This is a genomic window from Burkholderia sp. AU45388 (assembly GCF_030481585.1).
GTDB classification, from domain to species: Bacteria; Pseudomonadota; Gammaproteobacteria; order Burkholderiales; family Burkholderiaceae; genus Burkholderia; species Burkholderia sola.
In genome coordinates this window covers 493,888-511,610 of record NZ_JAUJPV010000002.1, presented here as the reverse complement: position 1 = coordinate 511,610, position 17,723 = coordinate 493,888, and the positions used below count along the sequence as shown (strand labels likewise).

Annotated in this window: 19 protein-coding genes and 2 pseudogenes; 9 read left to right on the top strand and 12 right to left on the bottom strand. The window is 65.3% G+C overall.

Annotation, left to right across the window (positions count from 1 at the left end):
- Positions 1 to 172: 172 nt before the first annotated feature.
- The 3 genes from QZM72_RS06215 to QZM72_RS06205 form a co-directional block, all read right to left on the bottom strand.
- Positions 173 to 1,525: an aminotransferase class V-fold PLP-dependent enzyme gene (locus QZM72_RS06215; RefSeq protein ID WP_301737520.1), complete on the bottom strand. Its 1,353-nt coding sequence runs from the start codon at positions 1,523 to 1,525 to the stop codon at positions 173 to 175.
- A 19-nt stretch (positions 1,526 to 1,544) separates the two neighbouring features.
- The gene (locus tag QZM72_RS06210; RefSeq protein ID WP_050017894.1) at positions 1,545 to 1,844 is read right to left on the bottom strand and encodes a helix-turn-helix transcriptional regulator; all 300 of its coding nucleotides are present in this window, start codon (positions 1,842 to 1,844) and stop codon (positions 1,545 to 1,547) included.
- 169 nt (positions 1,845 to 2,013) lie between these two features.
- Positions 2,014 to 2,895 (bottom strand): LysR family transcriptional regulator, encoded by an 882-nt coding sequence (locus QZM72_RS06205; RefSeq protein WP_089468938.1) that lies wholly within the window; start codon positions 2,893 to 2,895, stop codon positions 2,014 to 2,016.
- A gap of 127 nt (positions 2,896 to 3,022) precedes the next feature.
- Between QZM72_RS06205 and QZM72_RS06200 the strand changes: the two genes are divergently transcribed.
- Positions 3,023 to 4,060 (top strand): aldo/keto reductase, encoded by a 1,038-nt coding sequence (locus QZM72_RS06200; RefSeq protein WP_301737519.1) that lies wholly within the window; start codon positions 3,023 to 3,025, stop codon positions 4,058 to 4,060.
- Between the two features lie 168 nt (positions 4,061 to 4,228).
- Here QZM72_RS06200 and QZM72_RS06195 read toward each other — a convergent pair whose 3' ends face one another.
- Positions 4,229 to 4,954 (bottom strand): class I SAM-dependent methyltransferase, encoded by a 726-nt coding sequence (locus tag QZM72_RS06195; protein ID WP_089468936.1) that lies wholly within the window; start codon positions 4,952 to 4,954, stop codon positions 4,229 to 4,231.
- A 188-nt stretch (positions 4,955 to 5,142) separates the two neighbouring features.
- Here QZM72_RS06195 and QZM72_RS06190 point away from each other — a divergent pair, with 188 nt between their 5' ends.
- The 3 genes from QZM72_RS06190 (at position 5,143) to QZM72_RS06180 (ending at position 7,446) form a co-directional block, all read left to right on the top strand.
- The gene (locus QZM72_RS06190; protein WP_301737518.1) at positions 5,143 to 6,147 is read left to right on the top strand and encodes a hypothetical protein; all 1,005 of its coding nucleotides are present in this window, start codon (positions 5,143 to 5,145) and stop codon (positions 6,145 to 6,147) included.
- Between the two features lie 299 nt (positions 6,148 to 6,446).
- Positions 6,447 to 7,256, top strand: coding sequence for a TlpA disulfide reductase family protein (locus tag QZM72_RS06185; protein ID WP_089468934.1), 810 nt, complete (start codon positions 6,447 to 6,449; stop codon positions 7,254 to 7,256).
- A 64-nt stretch (positions 7,257 to 7,320) separates the two neighbouring features.
- Positions 7,321 to 7,446: a hypothetical protein gene (locus QZM72_RS06180; protein ID WP_301737517.1), complete on the top strand. Its 126-nt coding sequence runs from the start codon at positions 7,321 to 7,323 to the stop codon at positions 7,444 to 7,446.
- Between the two features lie 262 nt (positions 7,447 to 7,708).
- Here QZM72_RS06180 and arsH read toward each other — a convergent pair whose 3' ends face one another.
- The 5 genes from arsH to QZM72_RS06155 form a co-directional block, all read right to left on the bottom strand.
- Positions 7,709 to 8,431 carry an arsenical resistance protein ArsH gene (arsH, locus tag QZM72_RS06175; protein ID WP_089468933.1) on the bottom strand — a complete coding sequence of 241 codons (723 nt, stop codon included), beginning with the start codon at positions 8,429 to 8,431 and terminating at the stop codon, positions 7,709 to 7,711.
- 20 nt (positions 8,432 to 8,451) lie between these two features.
- Positions 8,452 to 9,525, bottom strand: coding sequence for an ACR3 family arsenite efflux transporter (arsB, locus tag QZM72_RS06170; protein ID WP_301737516.1), 1,074 nt, complete (start codon positions 9,523 to 9,525; stop codon positions 8,452 to 8,454).
- A 61-nt stretch (positions 9,526 to 9,586) separates the two neighbouring features.
- Complete coding sequence (locus tag QZM72_RS06165) at positions 9,587 to 10,081, bottom strand: arsenate reductase ArsC (RefSeq protein WP_301737717.1); 495 nt, start codon at positions 10,079 to 10,081, stop codon at positions 9,587 to 9,589.
- A gap of 22 nt (positions 10,082 to 10,103) precedes the next feature.
- Positions 10,104 to 10,451 carry a helix-turn-helix transcriptional regulator gene (locus QZM72_RS06160; RefSeq protein ID WP_089468930.1) on the bottom strand — a complete coding sequence of 116 codons (348 nt, stop codon included), beginning with the start codon at positions 10,449 to 10,451 and terminating at the stop codon, positions 10,104 to 10,106.
- A 135-nt stretch (positions 10,452 to 10,586) separates the two neighbouring features.
- On the bottom strand, positions 10,587 to 11,084 hold the full coding sequence (locus QZM72_RS06155; RefSeq protein WP_301737514.1) for a hypothetical protein: 498 nt from the start codon (positions 11,082 to 11,084) through the stop codon (positions 10,587 to 10,589).
- A gap of 241 nt (positions 11,085 to 11,325) precedes the next feature.
- On the opposite strand from QZM72_RS06155, the gene QZM72_RS06150 reads away from it, so the two are divergent.
- Together QZM72_RS06150 and QZM72_RS06145 are read left to right on the top strand one after the other, a co-directional pair.
- Complete coding sequence (locus tag QZM72_RS06150; protein WP_089469414.1) at positions 11,326 to 11,661, top strand: SymE family type I addiction module toxin; 336 nt, start codon at positions 11,326 to 11,328, stop codon at positions 11,659 to 11,661.
- Positions 11,661 to 11,981 (top strand): helix-turn-helix domain-containing protein, encoded by a 321-nt coding sequence (locus tag QZM72_RS06145; protein WP_089468928.1) that lies wholly within the window; start codon positions 11,661 to 11,663, stop codon positions 11,979 to 11,981. The genes QZM72_RS06150 and QZM72_RS06145 overlap by 1 nt, the downstream gene beginning before the upstream one ends.
- Positions 11,982 to 12,814: 833 nt before the next feature.
- Here QZM72_RS06145 and QZM72_RS06140 read toward each other — a convergent pair.
- Positions 12,815 to 12,997, bottom strand: a pseudogene (locus QZM72_RS06140) (helix-turn-helix transcriptional regulator); the annotation flags it as partial.
- A 126-nt stretch (positions 12,998 to 13,123) separates the two neighbouring features.
- Positions 13,124 to 13,360 (bottom strand): hypothetical protein, encoded by a 237-nt coding sequence (locus tag QZM72_RS06135; RefSeq protein WP_256979692.1) that lies wholly within the window; start codon positions 13,358 to 13,360, stop codon positions 13,124 to 13,126.
- A gap of 22 nt (positions 13,361 to 13,382) precedes the next feature.
- On the opposite strand from QZM72_RS06135, the pseudogene QZM72_RS35590 reads away from it, so the two are divergent.
- Positions 13,383 to 13,457, top strand: a pseudogene (locus QZM72_RS35590) (hypothetical protein); the annotation flags it as partial.
- Between the two features lie 143 nt (positions 13,458 to 13,600).
- Here QZM72_RS35590 and leuA read toward each other — a convergent pair.
- A complete protein-coding gene (leuA, locus tag QZM72_RS06130) occupies positions 13,601 to 15,310 on the bottom strand; it encodes a 2-isopropylmalate synthase (RefSeq protein ID WP_179233487.1) in 1,710 nt (569 codons plus the stop codon).
- Between the two features lie 961 nt (positions 15,311 to 16,271).
- On the opposite strand from leuA, the gene QZM72_RS06125 reads away from it, so the two are divergent.
- Together QZM72_RS06125 and QZM72_RS06120 are read left to right on the top strand one after the other, a co-directional pair.
- Positions 16,272 to 16,661, top strand: a complete 390-nt coding sequence (locus QZM72_RS06125) for a fucose-binding lectin II (protein ID WP_209939466.1) — start codon at positions 16,272 to 16,274, stop codon at positions 16,659 to 16,661.
- Between the two features lie 123 nt (positions 16,662 to 16,784).
- Positions 16,785 to 17,603, top strand: coding sequence for a fucose-binding lectin II (locus QZM72_RS06120; protein ID WP_301737513.1), 819 nt, complete (start codon positions 16,785 to 16,787; stop codon positions 17,601 to 17,603).
- The last annotated feature ends 120 nt before the right edge of the window (positions 17,604 to 17,723 follow it).

Here is a 17,723-nt window from a genome sequence, read left to right as displayed (position 1 = left end):
AAGCGTGAATGCTTCGGTTGGACGCGGTGCCGGCGCGGCCCGCGCGGAACGGCTATTGTCCGATATTTTCACGCTTGCAGACGTATCGCAGGCTCCGCCGGCTGCGCTGCACTTCATCGAATTCGTGAAAGTTGCATACGCAACCATTTAGGCGGAAAACGAAGCGTGACGCTCAACCCACGTGCGCACCACGCAGCTTCGTCAGCAACGCGACGAGACGATCGATGTGCGCATCCTCGGTGCGCCACGACGACACGCTGATCCGGAACGCCGGCCGCCCCTGCCATACGGTCGCGCCGAACCATACGTCGCCCGATGCCTGCGCGGCTTCGAGGATCGCCGCCGTTTCCTCGTCGGTGCCGGCGCGCACGAGCACCTGGTTCAGCACGACGCGGTTCAGCACGTCGTAGCCGGCCGCACGCAGGCCGTCCGCGACCCGCGCCGCCTGCGCGCAATGCCGCTCGATCATCGTCGCGACGCCGGCGCGGCCGAGCGAGCGTAGCGCGGCCCACACGGGAATGCCGCGCGCGCGCCGCGAGAATTCGAGGTTCAGGTTCTTCTGCGCATCCTGCGCGCCGCTCAGGTACACGGCGTCGCTGTTCATCGCGGTGGCGAGCGCGGCCGCGTCGCGGCAGATCACCATCGCGCCGTCGTACGGCGTGTTGAGCCATTTGTGACCGTCGGTCGTCCAGCTGTCCGCGCCGTCGATGCCGTCCGTCAGCGCGCGCTTCGACGACGCCCGCGCCCACAGGCCGAACGCGCCGTCCACGTGCACCCACGCGCCGGCCGCCTTCGCAGGCGGAATCAATGCCGCGAACGGATCGAATTCGCCGGTGTTCACTTCGCCCGCCTGCACGCAGAAGATCGTCACGTCGTCGAGCGGCGGCAACTGCGCCGGGTCGATCCGGCCGTGCGCGTCGACCGGCGCGACGACGATGCGCTTCATCCCGAAGCCGAGCACGCGCAGCGCCTTCTTCACCGTGATGTGCGCGAGCGCGGAAATCACGACTTTCACCTCGGGCGCGCCGATCAGGCCGTCCTCGTCGATATCCCAGCCCTTGCGCGCGAGCAGCGCGCGCCGCGCGGTCACCAGCGCGACGAGCGTGCAGGCCGTCGCGCTGGTGCCGAAGCCGACCGCGCTGCCTTCGGGCAGCCCGAGCGCCTCGACGACCCAGCGCGCGGCCTGGCGCTCGAGCGTCGCGGCCACCGGCGAATTCGCGTACGACGACGCGCACTGGTCCCACGCGAGCATCAGCCGCTCGGCCGCCGCCGCGGCCGGCAGCGTCGCGCCGATCACGAAGCCGAAGTAGTTCGGCCCGTTCGATGCGACCGTCGCGGGCGTGCCGTGCTCGTCGAGCAGGCGCAGCACCTCGTCGGCCGGGCGGCCCGCATCGGGCAGCGCTTCGTCGAACGCGGCGAGGCCGGCCAGTGCGGCCGCATCGGGAAACGCGCGCCGGTCGCTCGTTGCAGCCAGATACGCGTGCGCGCGCCGGTCGGCGTCGGCCAGCAGGGCGAGTTCGTCCATGTCGGTTGCCTCGGTCAGGTCAGAGTTGGGAGAGATCGCGGCCGAGCTGCTGCAGCGCACCGTCGATCCGTTTGTAGTACGTAAACTTGCCGACGCGAGTGGCCTGCACGAGGCCGGCATCGGCGAGGATGCGCATGTGGCGCGTGGTCGTGGCCGGCGCGATGCCGAGCTTCTCGGTGATGTACGTGCAGCACACGCCGAGTTCGTCGAAGTCGCCGTGCGGCTGTGGCGGGAAATGCTTGCGCGGCTGCTTGAGCCAGCGCAGCACGGCGAGACGGCTTTCGTTGGCCAAGGCGCTGATGCGGATGACGTCGTCCATGGGGTTCGGCTTCGTTTGACGTTTTGAATATTAGCTAAATGACGAAATGTGGGCAATGGGTTTGAGCAGCGGTTTCAGCCTGCGATGTCGCGCGCCGGCGCGCATTCGATGCGATCGCGGCGAGATCGCCGTCGCAACGTCTCGCCAGCCGCGCACGGGCCACGCGCCGTTACGCGAGCGCCTCCGCCAGCCGGTCGATCAACGCGCGCACGCGCCGTGGCTGCGCGACGCTGCCCGGATAGACGATCTGCAGATCCACATCGCCCGGCGAGAACGCGCCGAGCACCTCGACGAGCGCGCCCGACGCCAGATCCCGTTCGACGTCGACCAGCGATTTCAGCGCGACGCCGTGCCCCGCGATGCACCACGCACGCACGAGCGCCCCGTCGTTGGCGACGCGCCGGCCGCGCACCACCACGCGCTTCAATGCGCCATCGATGCTGAACGGCCATTCGGCATACAACTCCTGGCCGAAGCGCATCACGATGCAGTCGTGCGCGGCGAGTTCGTCCGGATGACGTGGTGTGCCGTGTGCGGCGAGATACGCAGGCGCCGCGCACACCACGCGCCGCGCGCGGCCGAGCGAGCGGCTGCGCAGGGAACTGTCGGCCAGCGTGCCGCGACGGATCGCGAAATCGAGGCCCTGCCCGACGAGATCGACATACCCGTCGCCGAGATGCAGGTCGACCGTCACGCCCGGATGCTCGGCCAGGAACGCGTCGAGGACGGGCACGATGCGCTCGCGCCCGAGATCGGCCGGCGCACTCAGCCGCACGGGCCCCGACAGCGTCTGCACGCCCAGCCGCACCCGGCTTTCGAGTTCATCGGCCTCGGCCAGCAGGCGTCGCGCGCCATCGGCCAGTGTCCGCCCCTCGTCGGTCAGGCTGATCGCGCGCGTCGTGCGCGTGAGCAGCGCCGCGCCGTAGTGGCGCTCGAGCGCCGTCAGCCGCTCGGACACCGTGGCCGGCGACAGGCCGACCTCGCGGCCCGCCGCGGCCAGCCCGCCCTTCTCCACGATACGCAGGAACAGCGCGAGGTTGTCGAGCAGCATTGTTCGCTCCTTCCGAAGGATATTTTCGTCATCTTCGGGATTATCTGAAAAAGTCGCAAACGGTACATTGATCGCCGGATGATCGATATGCGGCCGCGCCGCGCTCACACGACGGGAGGAAATGCACATGGAATACCGTACGCTCGGCCGCTCCGGCCTCAAGGTCCCCGTCCTGAGCTTCGGCGCCGGCACGTTCGGCGGCGCCGGCCCGCTGTTCGGTGCCTGGGGCAATACCGGCGTCGACGAAGCGCGCCGCCTGGTCGACATCTGCCTCGAAGCCGGCGTCAACCTGTTCGACACGGCCGACGTGTATTCCGACGGCGCGTCCGAACGCGTGCTCGGCGCCGCGCTCAAGGGGCGCCGCGACCAGGTGCTGATCTCGACCAAGACGGGCCTGCCGACCGGCGACGGCCCGAACGACGCGGGCACGTCGCGCGCACGGCTCATGCGCGCCGTCGACGACGCACTGCGCCGCCTCGACACCGACTACATCGACCTGCTGCAACTGCACGCGTTCGACGCCGGCACGCCGGTCGAGGAAGTGATGTCGACGCTCGACGATCTCGTGCGCGCGGGCAAGCTCCGCTATATCGGCGTGTCGAACTTCGCCGGCTGGCAGATCATGAAGTCGCTCGCGGCGGCCGACCGGCACGGCTGGTCGCGCTACGTGGCCAATCAGGTCTACTACTCGCTCGTCGGCCGCGACTACGAATGGGACCTGATGCCGCTTGGCGCCGACCAGGGCCTCGGCGCGCTGGTGTGGAGCCCGCTCGGCTGGGGCCGGCTCACCGGCAAGATCCGGCGCAATGCGCCGCTGCCCGAAGGCAGCCGCCTGCATGAAACGGCCAGCTATGGGCCGCCGGTCGACGACGAACGCCTGTACGACGTGGTCGATGCGCTCGACGCGATCGCGAAAGAAACCGGCAAGACGGTGCCGCAGATCGCGCTGAACTGGCTGCTGCAGCGGCCGACCGTGTCGTCGGTGATCGTCGGCGCGCGCAACGAGGAACAGTTGCGGCAGAACCTCGGAGCGGTCGGCTGGGCGCTGACCGATGCGCAGGTCGCGAAGCTCGATGCGGCAAGCGCAGTGGAAGCGCCGTATCCGTACTTCCCGTATCGCCGGCAAGCGGCGTTCGCGCGGCTCAATCCGCCGATGCGGGGGTAAGCCGCGAAGGCCTCGGCATCAGGCCGGCACGCGTGCCTGCCCGCGGCGAGACGGCCGCCCACTTGATAGCCGGGAATACAAAACCGGCCCGCCGGTCATTTTCTGCCGCGCGAGGGGCACCGTTCCTACGCACTCATTTGTCGTCCCGGGAACATGTCCCCGCCGCACTCACCCCAGCGGTCGCGCCTTGATCCACAGAAACAGCGGCACGCGCGCCCACTGCTTCAGTTGATCCGTATCGGCATGATCGGGCGGCGGCTCGCGCAGCGACACGATCGCGAACCCGGCCGCCTCCAGCGCCTCCATATACGCCTGCAGCGGCAGCGACCAGCCCGCGAAGTGCATCGACAGCCCGTCGCGCGTTTCCACGCCGTCGAAATGCTCGCGCCCGAAATAGCTGCCCGTCAGCACGAACGGCGCATCGGGCTGCGGCCCGGCAAAGCCGCCGCGATCGCGGAACGGATGCACGATGGAGATGAACAGCGTGCCGCCCGGCTTCAGCACGCGGCGCGCCTCGTTCAACGCGTCTTGCATGTCGTCGAGATCCATCAGCACGTTGTACGCCATCACGAGATCGAAGCTGGCGGCATCGAACGGCAGTGCCGCCGCGTCGGCCAGTTGATAGCGATGCGCGGAATCCGCGTGACGCGCCGCATCGAGCATCGCGGGCACCGCGTCGCTCGCGGTCACGTCGTAGCCGAGCGCCTTCAACTCGCGGCTCACGCGGCCTTCGCCGCAGCCGATCTCCAGCGCGACGCCGGTGCCGCGACCGATGTAGGCCGCGAGCCCCGCGCGATATTTCCAGAACGCATCGTGGCCCGGCTTGCCGGCCCAGTCGATCCATTGGTCGGCTACCTGTGTCCAGTGTTCGGTCATGGCTTTCGTGTCGGTCATGCGTGTTCCCGCCCGGTGGGCGTCGTCGGCTCAGGATGTGCATGGTAAGCCGAAGCGCGAACGACGTGCACCGATTACCCCGTTTGGCCAGTTTCCGTTTCCGGTCACGACGTTCTACAGTTACGACACCGCCACCCGTGCCACCGCGCATCGCCTCGACGATACGCACCCGATTCCGAGGAAAGCCCATGCCAGGTATCTTCTCCGCGCTCGCCGATGCCACGCCGAGCCCCGTCGCGGCGGAAACGCGCATGGTGCACGACGTGGCGACGCTGAAGCTGTCCGACTACCGCTCGGCGGACGGCGCGTCGTGGGTCATCTCGACCATTACGCCAGCCGCCGACAGCGGCGCGAGCATCACGGGCAAGACGTATTTCGACACCGCGAAAGGCCGGACGGTCCCGGTGCCCGACGCGCGCCGCCGCTACGCGAATCGCGGCACGTGGCAGGTCGTCGCGAGTTCGAGCCCGGCCGTCCCCGCGGCAGGCCGCTACGATTGGCTCACGCTCGCGTGGCTGCCGATCAACCGGCGGCCGCTGCCGCAAACGCCCGAGCACCTGTATTCGCCGTTCATTCACGGCGGCACGATCGTTTATCGGTGGAACCCGGCCGCGGAAGGCGGCGAGCAGTTCGGCAACGTGCGAATGATTTTTCCGGAATGGACTCAGCAGGTGGCCGATACGTTGCGGTCTGCATCGGCTGCAGCGCAGGACGGCGCGCCGTCGGCCCAGCAATTGGCGCTCGACCGCCTGAAAACAGACACGAACCCCATGACCGCCGTGCTCGACTTCGGCGATGCGCTGCGTCAGGAACGGGTGGACCGGATCGTGACACGGCTGCCCGCGCTGCTGCGCGAGAAAGATCCGCACGAACTGTCGGCGATCGTGTTCCTGTGCCTGTCCGCAGCGCGCGATGAGGACCGGCCGCGTTTCGTCGAAACGATCGACGCGACGATCGCGGGCACGAACGACCGCGCACGCCTGCTCGCGATCGCGTACGGCGCGTTCGCCGCGGGGCGGACGCAATCGATTCCATTCCGCGACAGCGCGACGAATGCACTCATCAACGACGTATTCGGCGCGCTGAAACAGCGCACGGCCGCGCTCGGCGTGCCGGTCGCGCAAGGGTCGCCGTGGTACGAATTCTTTACCGCGTATCGGCTCGGTGAAGCAGGGGCGGGCAACGGCCAGTAATCGCCCGCGAAGCGACGCCGCTGCGAAAGCAATAGCAAATCTCCAACGCCGTTCGTCACTCGCCGCACATTATCTCGACTTCCTCGGTGCAAACCCGTCGCGCCGACCCAAACGTGAACATCATGCACGCCTGAGCTGCCGGGGAGGCCCATCACGAGCCGCAACACGCCGTTACGTTCGCGAAGGGAACCCTCATGCGCGGCAACCGGTCGAAACGCCGCACGACTGTCGACGGCTCGTCGCCGCGGCGGACGAGCCCGTCTTCTGCCCCGCTCGATCACGTCCATTCTTCCTACTTCATGCTGAGCATCGGTCCCTTCTCGATCCGCGTCGTTGCAGTCGCCGTCGCCGCGCTGCTGGCGTGGCTCGTCGCGCGTGTCATCCAGCGCCGCCCGCCGGACGGGCATCACAAAACCGCGTCGAGCCTGATCCTCGATGCGCTGCTGCTCGGGTTGATTGCCGCGCGTGCCGGTTACGTCGCGCAGTGGTGGCCGGACTATGCGGCGTCACCGCGCGCAATCGTCGCGCTCGGCGACGGCGGCTTCGACGCGCGCATCGGCATCGCGGCCGCGCTGGTGTTCGCCGGCTGGCGCCTGCGCCGCCTGCCCGCATTGCGTCGGCCGGTGCTGGCCGGCATCGTCGCGGGCCTCGGTGCGTGGGGCATCGCGCAAGGCACGCTGGCGACGTTGCAGCGCGGTGCGCCGCCGCTTGCCGAGATGCGGCTCCAGGCGCTCGATTCGACGCCCGTATTGCCGGCTGGCTTCGTCGGCAAGCCGGCCGTCGTGAATCTGTGGGCAACGTGGTGCGCGCCGTGCCGCCGCGAGATGCCGATCCTCGAACAGGCGCAGCGCAACCACCCGGGCATCACCATACTGATGCTCAACCAGGGGGAAAGCGCGCAAGCCGTGCGCGCTTTCCTCGACCAGCAGAGCCTGCGCTTCGACCACGTGCTGCTCGACCCGTCGCTGCATGCGATGCACGCGTATGGTTCGCGCGGGTTGCCGACCACGTTGTTCTTCAACGCAAAAGGCGAGCTCGTCGAATCGCACATGGGCGAGTTGACCGCCGCACGGTTGAAGGACACCGTCACGCAACGCTTCGGGCAGTAACGCCCCGCGGCTGACGAGAAGCCGCGCCACCTGTTCGGTATCGGCCGAATGACACGTCCGTCCAATGACCGGCGCCGCGCACGAATTCGCGTCCGAGCCGCTATTGCGCTACGACACGTCGGTGATGGTGAGTGCCCGGCATCCGCGCGAACGCGCGACGTCGGTGCACGAACTGCTCGATCGCGACTGATGCCGAATTCGTCGGCGGGCGGCCAGGCCGCGCTGATCGACCATCTGTTCACGCGGCACGGCGCGCGGATCGACGAGCGGCGCGTTGCTTCATCGACTGCCTGTTGCACTTGATCCGCCAGCATGCGCGCGCCGCTCGAAAGGAGAATGTGCGCTGTTTCACACGCTCACGCGCGTGATCCGACCGTACGCGCCGCGGCTAGATGCGGCACGGCTCGAATCCGACTGGTCCAGCCGTCCCGGCGTTCGTTCGATGACGAACGCTAGATATGCGATTGATTGACGCGTTTCGAGAGTTGGTCGGCGCTTTCCTTCCGCTCGCTGTACCGATCGACCAGATACGGGCAAACGTCGCGCGTCAGCAGCGTGAACTTCACGAGTTCTTCCATCACGTCCACGACGCGATCGAAATAGGCAGACGGCTTCATCCGCCCCGCCTCGTCGAATTCCATGAACGCCTTGGCCACCGACGACTGGTTCGGGATGGTCAGCATGCGCATCCAGCGCCCGAGCACGCGCATCTGGTTCACCGCGTTGAACGACTGCGAACCGCCGCTCACCTGCATCACCGCGAGCGTCTTGCCCTGCGTCGGCCGCACGGCGCCGACCGACAGCGGAATCCAGTCGATCTGCGCCTTCATGATCCCCGTCATCGCGCCGTGCCGTTCCGGCGAACACCACACCATTCCCTCCGACCACATCACGAGCTCGCGCAGCTCGACCACTTTCGGATGACTGTCGGGCGCGTCGTCGGGCAGCGGCAGGCCGCTCGGATTGAACACACGCACTTCGGCACCCATCGCCACGAGCAGCCGTGCGGCTTCCTCGATCAATAGGCGGCTGAACGAACGCTCGCGCAGCGAACCGTACAGCAGCAAAAGCCGCGGCGGATGCGTCGACGGCGCCGCAGGCCGCAGTTGCACGGCGTCCGGCACACGGAACAGTTCGACGTCGAGTTGCGGCAAGTCGTTCAGGTAGTCGGTCATAGGTAGATGCTCTCGCGATTTCAAGCCCGGCACTCGTACCAGTCCTTCGACCGGTTGACGAGGCGCACGACCAGCAACATCACCGGCACCTCGATCAGCACGCCGACGACGGTGGCCAGCGCCGCGCCGGAATGAAAGCCGAACAGGCTGATCGCGGCCGCGACCGCCAGCTCGAAAAAATTGGATGCGCCGATCAGCGCCGACGGGCACGCGATGGCGTGCTTTTCGCCGACCGCGCGATTGAGCCAGTATGCGAGCGCGGAATTGAAGAACACCTGGATCAGGATCGGCACCGCGAGCAGCGCGATCACCAGCGGCTGCTTCAAGATCGCTTCACCCTGGAACGCGAACAGCAGCACGAGCGTAGCCAGCAGCGCGGCGATCGACCACGGGCCGATCTTCGTCATCGCGGCATCGAACGCCGCCTGACCATTCGCGAGCAATCGCTTGCGCAGCATCTGCGCGAGGACCACCGGAATGACGATGTAGAGTACGACCGACGTGAGCAGCGTCGCCCACGGCACCGTGATGGCCGACATCCCCAGCAGCAGGCCGACCAGCGGCGCGAACGCGATCACCATGATGCTGTCGTTCAGCGCGACCTGCGACAGCGTAAACAGCGGATCGCCGCCCGTCAGCCGGCTCCACACGAACACCATCGCCGTGCACGGCGCGGCAGCGAGCAGGATCAGCCCGGCGATATAGCTGTCGAGCTGTTCGGTCGGCAGCAGCGGCGCAAACAGATGGCGGATGAACAGCCAGCCGAGGAACGCCATCGAGAACGGCTTGACGAGCCAGTTCACGACGAGCGTGACACCGATGCCTTTCACGTGCCGACGCACTTCATGCAACGCGCCGAAGTCGACCTTGACGAGCATCGGGATGATCATCACCCAGATCAGCAGCCCGACCGGGAGATTGACCTGGGCATACGCGATATGGCCAATCGCCTGAAACAGGCCCGGCAGCACCTGACCGAGCGCAATACCCGCGACGATGCACAGCGCCACCCAGACGGTGAGGTAGCGTTCGAAGAAGTTGATCGCGGGTTGCGCGACCGCCGTACCGGGCGGCGTGACGTCCGGCGTATTCATTGGATGATTCGGTCTTGAAGTCATGGGCAGCCGCCGTTTCGGCAAATCGCACTGCGCGCGATCAGTGTTGCGCGATTTCAATCAGCGCTGCCCGGAGTGCGTCGTCATTCATACGATCGAGCGGCAACGCCAGCAACTGCAGCATCCGATAGCCGATTGCTTGCCGTGTCAGTCCGAAGGCGAGACGCTTGCCGTCGTCGCCACCCGTCGCGTTCGACGGATCGGCGTAGCCCCAGTGCACTTTGACCGGGCTGCCCGGCCAGTACGGGCACGTCTCGGACGCCGCACTGTCGCACACCGTGATGACGACGCGCATGTCGGGCGCATCGTCGCCGACGAATTCGTCCCAGCTTTTGCTGCGATAGCCGCTGACGTCGACACCGGCATGCGTCAGCGCTTCCAGCGCGAACGGATTCAGACGGCCGCTCGGCGCGCTGCCGGCGCTGTAGGCACGCACATCCTTGCCGAGCTTCGCAGCCCAGTGATTGAGCATGCCCTCGGCCAGCACGCTGCGCGCCGAGTTGTGGGTGCAGAGGATCAGGACGTTCGTGGTCATGGGCAGGGCGCGCGAATGCACGTCAGGATTGACGGGGGCGGTCGGCCTTTCCGGAAGGCGAGCAGCCGGACACCGGCGAGCACGGATTGCCGCCGCAACAGTTTTCCGTGAGATAGCCGAGCAGCCCGTTCATCGTGTCGAAATTCGCGCAATAGACCACGAAACGGCCGTCCTGGTGGCTCGTCACGAGCTGCGCGTGCGCCAGTTCTTTCAGGTGAAAGGACAGCGAGGACGGCGGCACGGCGAGCAGCGTCGCGATCTGGCCGGCCGGCATGCCTTGCGGCCCGGCCTGCACGAGCGCGCGAAAAATCGCGAGGCGGGATTCATGCGCGAGCGCCGCGAGTGCGGCAATGGTTTCGTTCGTTTCCATATTTCGATAATAGTCGAAATATGGAAACGATGGAAGCGACGCTGATGCACGGCGTCGCAAGGACGGTCCTCCGTCGAGGGGAGGCGAGGCGCGTGACACCTCCCCGAAGTCCGTGGGAGATAAACCGCGTATGACTCAGGCCTCGACCGAAAGATCGGTGCGGCCCGCTGCCGGTCGCGACGTATCGCGCGTCGCGGCAAGCCATTGCGTGAACTCGGCGGCCGTCATGCCGACGGCGTGGGTCGAATCGATACCGGCGCGGCCGCCGGCGTATCGGCCGCTGAGGCGGCCTGCCGCACTGGCGGCGTCGCACGGCGTGCCGCGGCGTCGCGGCATCGCGGCTTGAGCGACCACGGCATTCGACGCCACAGCCATCGCAACCGCCACCGTCTCACCCGCCGACCCGATGCCCGTAACGGGCAATGCACGCGCTTCGCGGACGCGGTTTCCGCCGCCTCCGTCGCGGCGGCGTTCGTGCGCGAGTTCGAACGCTATCGGCAGGGCGAGAACGAGATACTCGCGCGGCGCACGGTGGGCCGACCGAAGCCGTCTCTGAAACGCTTTCTGACACATCGACGATGAAACGAGGAGGCGTCGAGCCCATGCGAATGTCCCGGCATCGTTGTGCAGCAAGCATTCCAGGCATCGGCCAAATGGCCAATGCCGATGAATTCGTACATGACCGGTGCCTGACGCCCGATGTTCTCCGCTACATTGGTTGCACGTTTTCGCGGAGAGTCTTGGGCTGCTTCGGCATGCAATGCATGTGATGGAGCGGCGCTCGAAATCGGCTGCGCAAACGAGCGCGGCCCGCAGGTGCTGTTACCACCTGCGGGCCGCTGACCACAACCAACTCATCACCAAGGAGTTGACCATGGCTGGCGCGAATCATAACGCACCAACGTATTTCCGCGATTGTTTTGTCTCCCCGCAATCGCCATTTCAATCTCGCCGCGTCATTCCGCACATCAGGCTGTCCGACATGGCACCACCTGTCGTGTATCTGTGGACGAAACTGTGCGGCCGGTGGATCGAGGCAGCAGGCTTCGATCCCGAGCAGCGCCTGCGAATCGAGGTGTCGCACAAGCGGCTGGTGAGCACGCCGATAGACGACGCGGATTGCGCTTCGGTCAAGAACGCGGGATTCCCCGATATCGATCGCGGAACCGGGCAGCAGCGGCGCTTTTCGATGATGACGGAGGAAGCGTGATGAACGACGACGCATCGAATCAACGCAGCGACAACGTGCCTGACGATTTCGACTACTACGACGTCGGTGAACTGACGGCCAAGTCCGTCCTCGTACTGAAGCTCAATGCATTGATGGCGTCGCGCGGCCTGACCGAAGAAGAGGCTGCGGCCCTCTCCGAAATGGCTCGGCCGGTAGTCACCCCCGAGCAGCGCGAGCGGCTCCGGAACGTGACGCTGGACCAACTGATGCTGACGCTGGCGTCGTTCGGCCAGCATGTGGAAATCGTGGTGAGGCCGGCGAGGGAGTCTGGCCCGGCGGGAATCACGGTTTCAGTCTGACGGCCTAGAGCTCGGCTTCAAGAAGTGTGTGGCAGCCGAAAGCGCATCAGCGCTCGCATGAGGCATGCGTTAGGAATAAATGCTATCGAATTGCATAGCATGACTACGGCCGAGCTCAACGGGCGCCGCCGAAGCGGCTCCGTCGCCACACTCGATCCATTCAACGTGGCGGATTGTTACAGCCAATCGGACCGGGCTGATTTTAAAAACCGGTCGACGTGTCCTCAACGCTGGCCGCACACGATTGCTTCGCCGCTCATAGGTCGAATCCTGAATGGGTGTCTCGACGTTCCAGTAGAGAGGTGTTTCGCGATGCCATTGAAGCAATCCACCAGCGGCCGTACAACGGCGACGAAATCGAACAGGCAACATATCGATTCGACGAGATTGGAAGCCGTCTACGACGACATCAAGAATTCTCTCGATCAATTCGATGTGCTCGAACTACGTCGACTGATCGGTCAAGGGATGGTAACCAACATCGCCTTACGGAACGCAGTTGATTTTCAGCATGAACCGGTCGAGACATTACTCGTAGGTCCGAAACTCCCGTGTCCGACGATCCCACGCAGTATCGTCGAATCGGAGCGCCTCTCTGCCGAGGAATCGGATCGCATCGCACGTGCGATTGACGTATTCGAAAACAAAGGAGTTGCCGCCGCATGGATGCAACTGCCACACGTAGCGTCTCGCTGTACGAGCAACGTGCTCGCCGATCTGCATTTCGACGACGCCAAGGAACTGACCACCAAAGCCGCGCTCGCGCTCACATCGCGCATCGCTTCACCCGTCGAGACGGACGCGACGCTAACCGCAGCGCACTTCAGGCCCGGTCACGCAAACGAGATAATGAGCTTCTTTCCGCATGCGGCAGCGTATTTGCGCAGCGTCGAAAACGACGGCGAATGCTTCTCGCTCGACAGCGAGGCTTCGAGCCTGGATACGGCGGATGTTGTGGTTCCCATTCGCTCCGCGACTTGCGCCTGCGTCAAGCCCGCTCCTTTACGCGCAGCTAGCCGAACGATCTACCCTCCTATGCCACGCTGCACACGCTCGACGCAAAAGAAAAGCCGCTGCCATCACAAACGGCAGCGGCCTCACCCCGCGAATCACACGATCCACCGACTTCCTGACACCCCCGCTTACTGCTGAATCGTCGCCTGCTGAGCGAGCTTGTCGACCACCACCCCGAGCGCACGCTGCTGCGCGTGCGCTTCGAGTTGCTGACGCAGCACGTTCTTCGCTGCTTCAAACGTCGGCACGGTCGTCACGCGCTTCTCGTCTAGCTTCACGATCACATGTGCGTTACCGAGCTGGAACGGCGCCGCGACGGCACCCGACGCATCGCTTGGGATCGCGGTACAGGAAGGCGCAGGCATCGGTCTGCTGCCGGACTTCGTCGTGGACGACGCGCTGCGTTCGGGCGCGCTGCCCGACTACCGCGCGGATGAAGTGGGGATGTTTCCGGTATATCCGTCGCGCCGGTATCTCGATGCGAAGACGCGCGCATGGCTGGACTTCATGAAGCAGGCGCTGCACGCTGCCCTCGGCGGGCAATGCAACGACCATGCTGCGACGCGGCCACACCGGAGCGCCCCGGCGCGACCGCCACCGTCCCCTTACGCCACGGCCTTCACCGCCTGCGCCACGTCAAAGAACGTCGCCTGCACCGCGGCGTCCGCGCGCGCATACGCGCGGTTCACGCCGCTGATCACCGCACGAATCGACGCGGTCGTCAGATTCGCATCGACGCCGACACCGAATGCACTGCCGCGCAACCCCGTACCGGCCAGCTCGGCGATCGCGATCGCCTTCGCGTCGGCGCCCTGCGACAGCGCGCGTTCCTCGTAATGCTGGATTCGCAGCGGCGTATGCAACGCATGCATCAGCGCATCGAGCGGCCCGTTGCCTTCGCCGCGCAGCACGCGGCGCTCGCCGTGCACGTCGGCGGTCAGCACGATCGTCTCGCGGCCATCTCGCTCGGTCAGCTCATGGCCGACGTAACGCAGCGGCGCATCGCTTTCGACGTATTCCTGCTGGAACAACGACCAGATCTGCGCGCTCGTCACCTCGTGCCCGCTGTCGTCGGTCAGGCGCTGCACGGCTGCGCTGAAATCGACCTGCATGCGGCGCGGCAGCGCGACGCCGTAGCCCTGTTCGAGCAGGTACGCGATACCACCCTTGCCCGACTGGCTGTTCACGCGAATGATCGAATCGTACGTGCGGCCGAGATCGTTCGGATCGATCGGCAGATATGGCATTTCCCATACGGCGTCGGCGCGCTGCACCGCGAAGCCCTTCTTGATCGCGTCCTGGTGCGAGCCGGAGAACGCGGTGAACACGAGGTCGCCGACATACGGATGACGCGGGTGGATCGGCAACTGCGTGCATTCCTCGGACGTGCGCGCGACTTCGTTGATCTGCGAGAAATCGAGGCCCGGATCGACGCCCTGCGTGTACAGGTTCAGCGCGAGCGTCACGAGATCGACGTTACCCGTGCGTTCGCCGTTGCCGAACAGGCAACCTTCGATCCGGTCGGCACCGGCCATCACCGCAAGTTCGGCCGCCGCGACCGCGGTGCCGCGATCGTTGTGCGGATGGACGGACAGGATCAGCGAATCGCGGCGCGCGAGGTTGCGGTGCATCCATTCGATCTGGTCCGCGTAGTAATTCGGCGTGCCGATTTCCACCGTGGCCGGCAGGTTCACGATCGACTTGCGCGCCGGCGTCGGCTGCCACACGTCGAACACCGCGTCGCAGACTTCCTTCGCGAACTCGAGTTCGGTCGCCGTAAACGTTTCCGGGCTGTACTGCAGCGTGAACTGCGTGCCGGTCGCCGCATCGGCGCACCGCTTGATCGTGCGCGCGGCGTTCACCGCGAGCTGCTTCACACCGTCGCGATCGAGGCCGAACACGATCTTGCGGAATTCCGGCGCGGTCGCGTTGTACAGGTGCACGATCGCGCGCTTCGCGCCGCGCAGCGACGCGAAGGTGCGCTCGATCAGATCGTCGCGCGCCTGCGTCAGCACTTCGATCGTCACGTCGTCGGGAATGTGACCGCCTTCGATCAGCTCGCGAACGAAGTTGAAATCGGTTTCGGACGCGGACGGGAACGCAACCTCGATTTCCTTGAAGCCGATCGCGACCAGCGTCTTGAACATCCGCATCTTGCGCGTGGCGTCCATCGGTTCAAACAGCGCCTGGTTGCCGTCGCGCAGGTCGGTGCTCATCCAGATCGGCGCCTGCGTGATCGTGCGCGACGGCCACGTGCGGTCGGGCAGATTGACGGGCGTGAACGGCCGGTATTTCGTCGCGGGGTTCTTCAGCATCATGATGTCGGTCCTCGGTCAGTTTGTCGGTGAAACGCGGCGCGGCAGCCTTCGGCGTCAGGAGCCGGCTACATGCGCAGCGGTAAAAACGGCAAAAAATCGGCACAACGGCAAAGCGGTACGGCAAACGACAGCCTTGGCGGTTGAGCGACCGGGACGGAGCGGAGTGATGACGGAAGAAAGACGAACTCAGGCGCCGGTCGACAACCGGGGCCAGGTCGGTGATGCGGGGAAAATCTGGCGCTTCAGGAACGAAGCAGATGGAAAGCGCGCAGCCGCAGACCCAGCCCGGAGAAGCGGGCTAGTAGTCGTAGCGAGAAGAGGAACTGAGCGGCGTGCATGGCCGGCATCAAATCACAGGGTGGCCACGGTTGTCAACCGGGGACGAGTGCGCTTCCGCCTCGCCCGATCCCGCGACACGCGCGTTCGCGCAGAATCAGTCCCGTCCGATAGGCGGCGCCGTCCCCCGTCGATATGCTTCACGGGTGCGGCGCCGGTAAGGCCCTATTCATGTTCGGAGTGAGTCGGTCTGTCCTCTTCGCCGGTCGCCGCACACCCTCCCTTGCGATCGGGTTTCGGTGTGGACGTTCGACGGTGGCCGGTGGGCGCGGCCACGACAGAGATGTCGATGTTGAAACGAAACGCTGCCATATGCGAACGTCGAGCGTCTGCTCCGAAGCCCGATTGCGCCTCGCCCGTCTTGCTCCGCGTTGCGCGCTCTCGCATCATTCAAGAAACCGATATACGTATCGATACCATTTCTCGAATATATCGAAACCCCCTTCATTTAGCACATTTCATTAAATCGATTAGCGCCGCTTTTCGATTTACCGAACAATAACCATTCCCACTTGAATATTTTTTTATTTATTTTTCGCCATGCTTTGTATGTCGCGCTTCAAACTGAAAACGTTTGCGCGACAAGGCGCATGCCTTATCCAATAACCATCTGGAGGCAATCATGGCCGACTCTCAAACGTCATCCAATCGCGCCGGCGAGTTTTCGATTCCGCCGAATACCGATTTCCGTGCGATTTTCTTCGCGAATGCAGCCGAGCAACAGCACATCAAGCTTTTTATCGGTGACAGCCAGGAACCCGCCGCGTATCACAAGCTGACGACGCGCGACGGCCCGCGCGAAGCCACGCTGAATTCCGGCAACGGCAAGATCCGTTTCGAAGTGTCGGTAAACGGGAAGAAATCGGCGACCGATGCGCGCCTCGCGCCGATCACCGGCAAGAAATCGGACGGCTCGCCGTTCACGGTCAACTTCGGGATCGTCGTGTCGGAAGACGGCCACGACAGCGACTACAACGACGGGATCGTCGTACTCCAGTGGCCGATCGGCTGACCTGACGCGCAATCGACGCTGGATCGCTGCCGCCCGCCTCCATGGCGGCCGGCGGGTTTGCGCCGCGTTCCGCGGACCCTCACGCCCCATCCAGAAAAAACCGCCTCATTACAGGAGACATCCATGCAGCTCCTTTCCGCTTCGATCGTCAGCGCGCCCGTCGCGACGTCGGAGCGTTACGTCGATATCCCGGGCCTGTACATCGACATCGCGAAGGCCGGGATTCGCGACGGGAAATTGCAGGTCATCCTCAACGTGCCGACACCTTACGCGACCGGCAACAACTTCCCGGGCATCTATTTCGCGATCGCGACCGACAAGGGCGTCGTCGCGGACGGCTGCTTCACCTATTCGTCGAAGGTGCCCGAAAGCACCGGACGCATGCCGTTCACGCTCGTCGCGACGATCGACGCCGGCAGCGGCGTCACGTTCGTGAAGGGCCAGTGGAAAAGCGTGCGCGGCAGTGCGATGCATATCGATTCGTACGCGAGCCTGTCCGCGATCGGGGAAGCGGCCACGCCATCGCCGTCGCAAGGCGGCGGCAATCCGGGCGCCGAAACCGGTGGCGACGGATCGGGCAACATCGGCGGCGGCGAACGCGACGGCACGTTCAACCTGCCACCGAACATCAAGTTCGGCGTCACCGCACTCGCCCACGCGGCGAACGACCAGACGATCGACATCTACATCGACGACGACCCGAAACCCGCCGCGACGTTCAAGGGCACCGGCGTGCAGGACCAGAACCTCGGCACGAAGGTGCTCGACTCGGGCAAGGGACGGGTGCGCGTGATCGTGATGGCGAACGGCAGGCCGTCGCGGCTCGGCTCGCGGCAGGTCGACATTTTCAAGAAGTCTTATTTCGGGATCGTCGGGTCGGAAGATGGCGCCGACGACGACTACAACGACGGCATCGTGTTCCTGAACTGGCCGCTCGGCTGAACGGCGGCGGTGGCGAAACATCGCAATGGCTATGCCTACCCTGCATTGCGAATCGTTCGAGCAGTCATTTGCAGTTCCACGCTCAGCGCCGTGCGCGGCCCGGTGAAATCGGTTCACCGG

Bases quoted from the DNA above. Each gene is read 5' to 3' on its own strand.
- QZM72_RS06160 (WP_089468930.1), bottom strand. From the start codon at position 10,451: ATGGAAACGAACGAAACCATTGCCGCACTCGCGGCGCTCGCGCATGAA.
- QZM72_RS06205 (WP_089468938.1), bottom strand. From the start codon at position 2,895: ATGCTGCTCGACAACCTCGCGCTGTTCCTGCGTATCGTGGAGAAGGGC.
- QZM72_RS06210 (WP_050017894.1), bottom strand. From the start codon at position 1,844: ATGGACGACGTCATCCGCATCAGCGCCTTGGCCAACGAAAGCCGTCTC.
- QZM72_RS06215 (WP_301737520.1), bottom strand. From the start codon at position 1,525: ATGGACGAACTCGCCCTGCTGGCCGACGCCGACCGGCGCGCGCACGCG.
- QZM72_RS06125 (WP_209939466.1), top strand. From the start codon at position 16,272: ATGGCCGACTCTCAAACGTCATCCAATCGCGCCGGCGAGTTTTCGATT.
- QZM72_RS06200 (WP_301737519.1), top strand. From the start codon at position 3,023: ATGGAATACCGTACGCTCGGCCGCTCCGGCCTCAAGGTCCCCGTCCTG.
- QZM72_RS06120 (WP_301737513.1), top strand. From the start codon at position 16,785: ATGCAGCTCCTTTCCGCTTCGATCGTCAGCGCGCCCGTCGCGACGTCG.
- QZM72_RS06145 (WP_089468928.1), top strand. From the start codon at position 11,661: ATGAACGACGACGCATCGAATCAACGCAGCGACAACGTGCCTGACGAT.
- QZM72_RS06195 (WP_089468936.1), bottom strand. From the start codon at position 4,954: ATGACCGACACGAAAGCCATGACCGAACACTGGACACAGGTAGCCGAC.
- QZM72_RS06135 (WP_256979692.1), bottom strand. From the start codon at position 13,360: ATGCCTGCGCCTTCCTGTACCGCGATCCCAAGCGATGCGTCGGGTGCC.
- QZM72_RS06150 (WP_089469414.1), top strand. From the start codon at position 11,326: ATGGCTGGCGCGAATCATAACGCACCAACGTATTTCCGCGATTGTTTT.
- arsH (WP_089468933.1), bottom strand. From the start codon at position 8,431: ATGACCGACTACCTGAACGACTTGCCGCAACTCGACGTCGAACTGTTC.
- arsB (WP_301737516.1), bottom strand. From the start codon at position 9,525: ATGAATACGCCGGACGTCACGCCGCCCGGTACGGCGGTCGCGCAACCC.
- QZM72_RS06165 (WP_301737717.1), bottom strand. From the start codon at position 10,081: ATGACCACGAACGTCCTGATCCTCTGCACCCACAACTCGGCGCGCAGC.
- QZM72_RS06190 (WP_301737518.1), top strand. From the start codon at position 5,143: ATGCCAGGTATCTTCTCCGCGCTCGCCGATGCCACGCCGAGCCCCGTC.
- QZM72_RS06180 (WP_301737517.1), top strand. From the start codon at position 7,321: ATGACCGGCGCCGCGCACGAATTCGCGTCCGAGCCGCTATTGCGCTAC.
- leuA (WP_179233487.1), bottom strand. From the start codon at position 15,310: ATGCTGAAGAACCCCGCGACGAAATACCGGCCGTTCACGCCCGTCAAT.
- QZM72_RS06185 (WP_089468934.1), top strand. From the start codon at position 6,447: ATGCTGAGCATCGGTCCCTTCTCGATCCGCGTCGTTGCAGTCGCCGTC.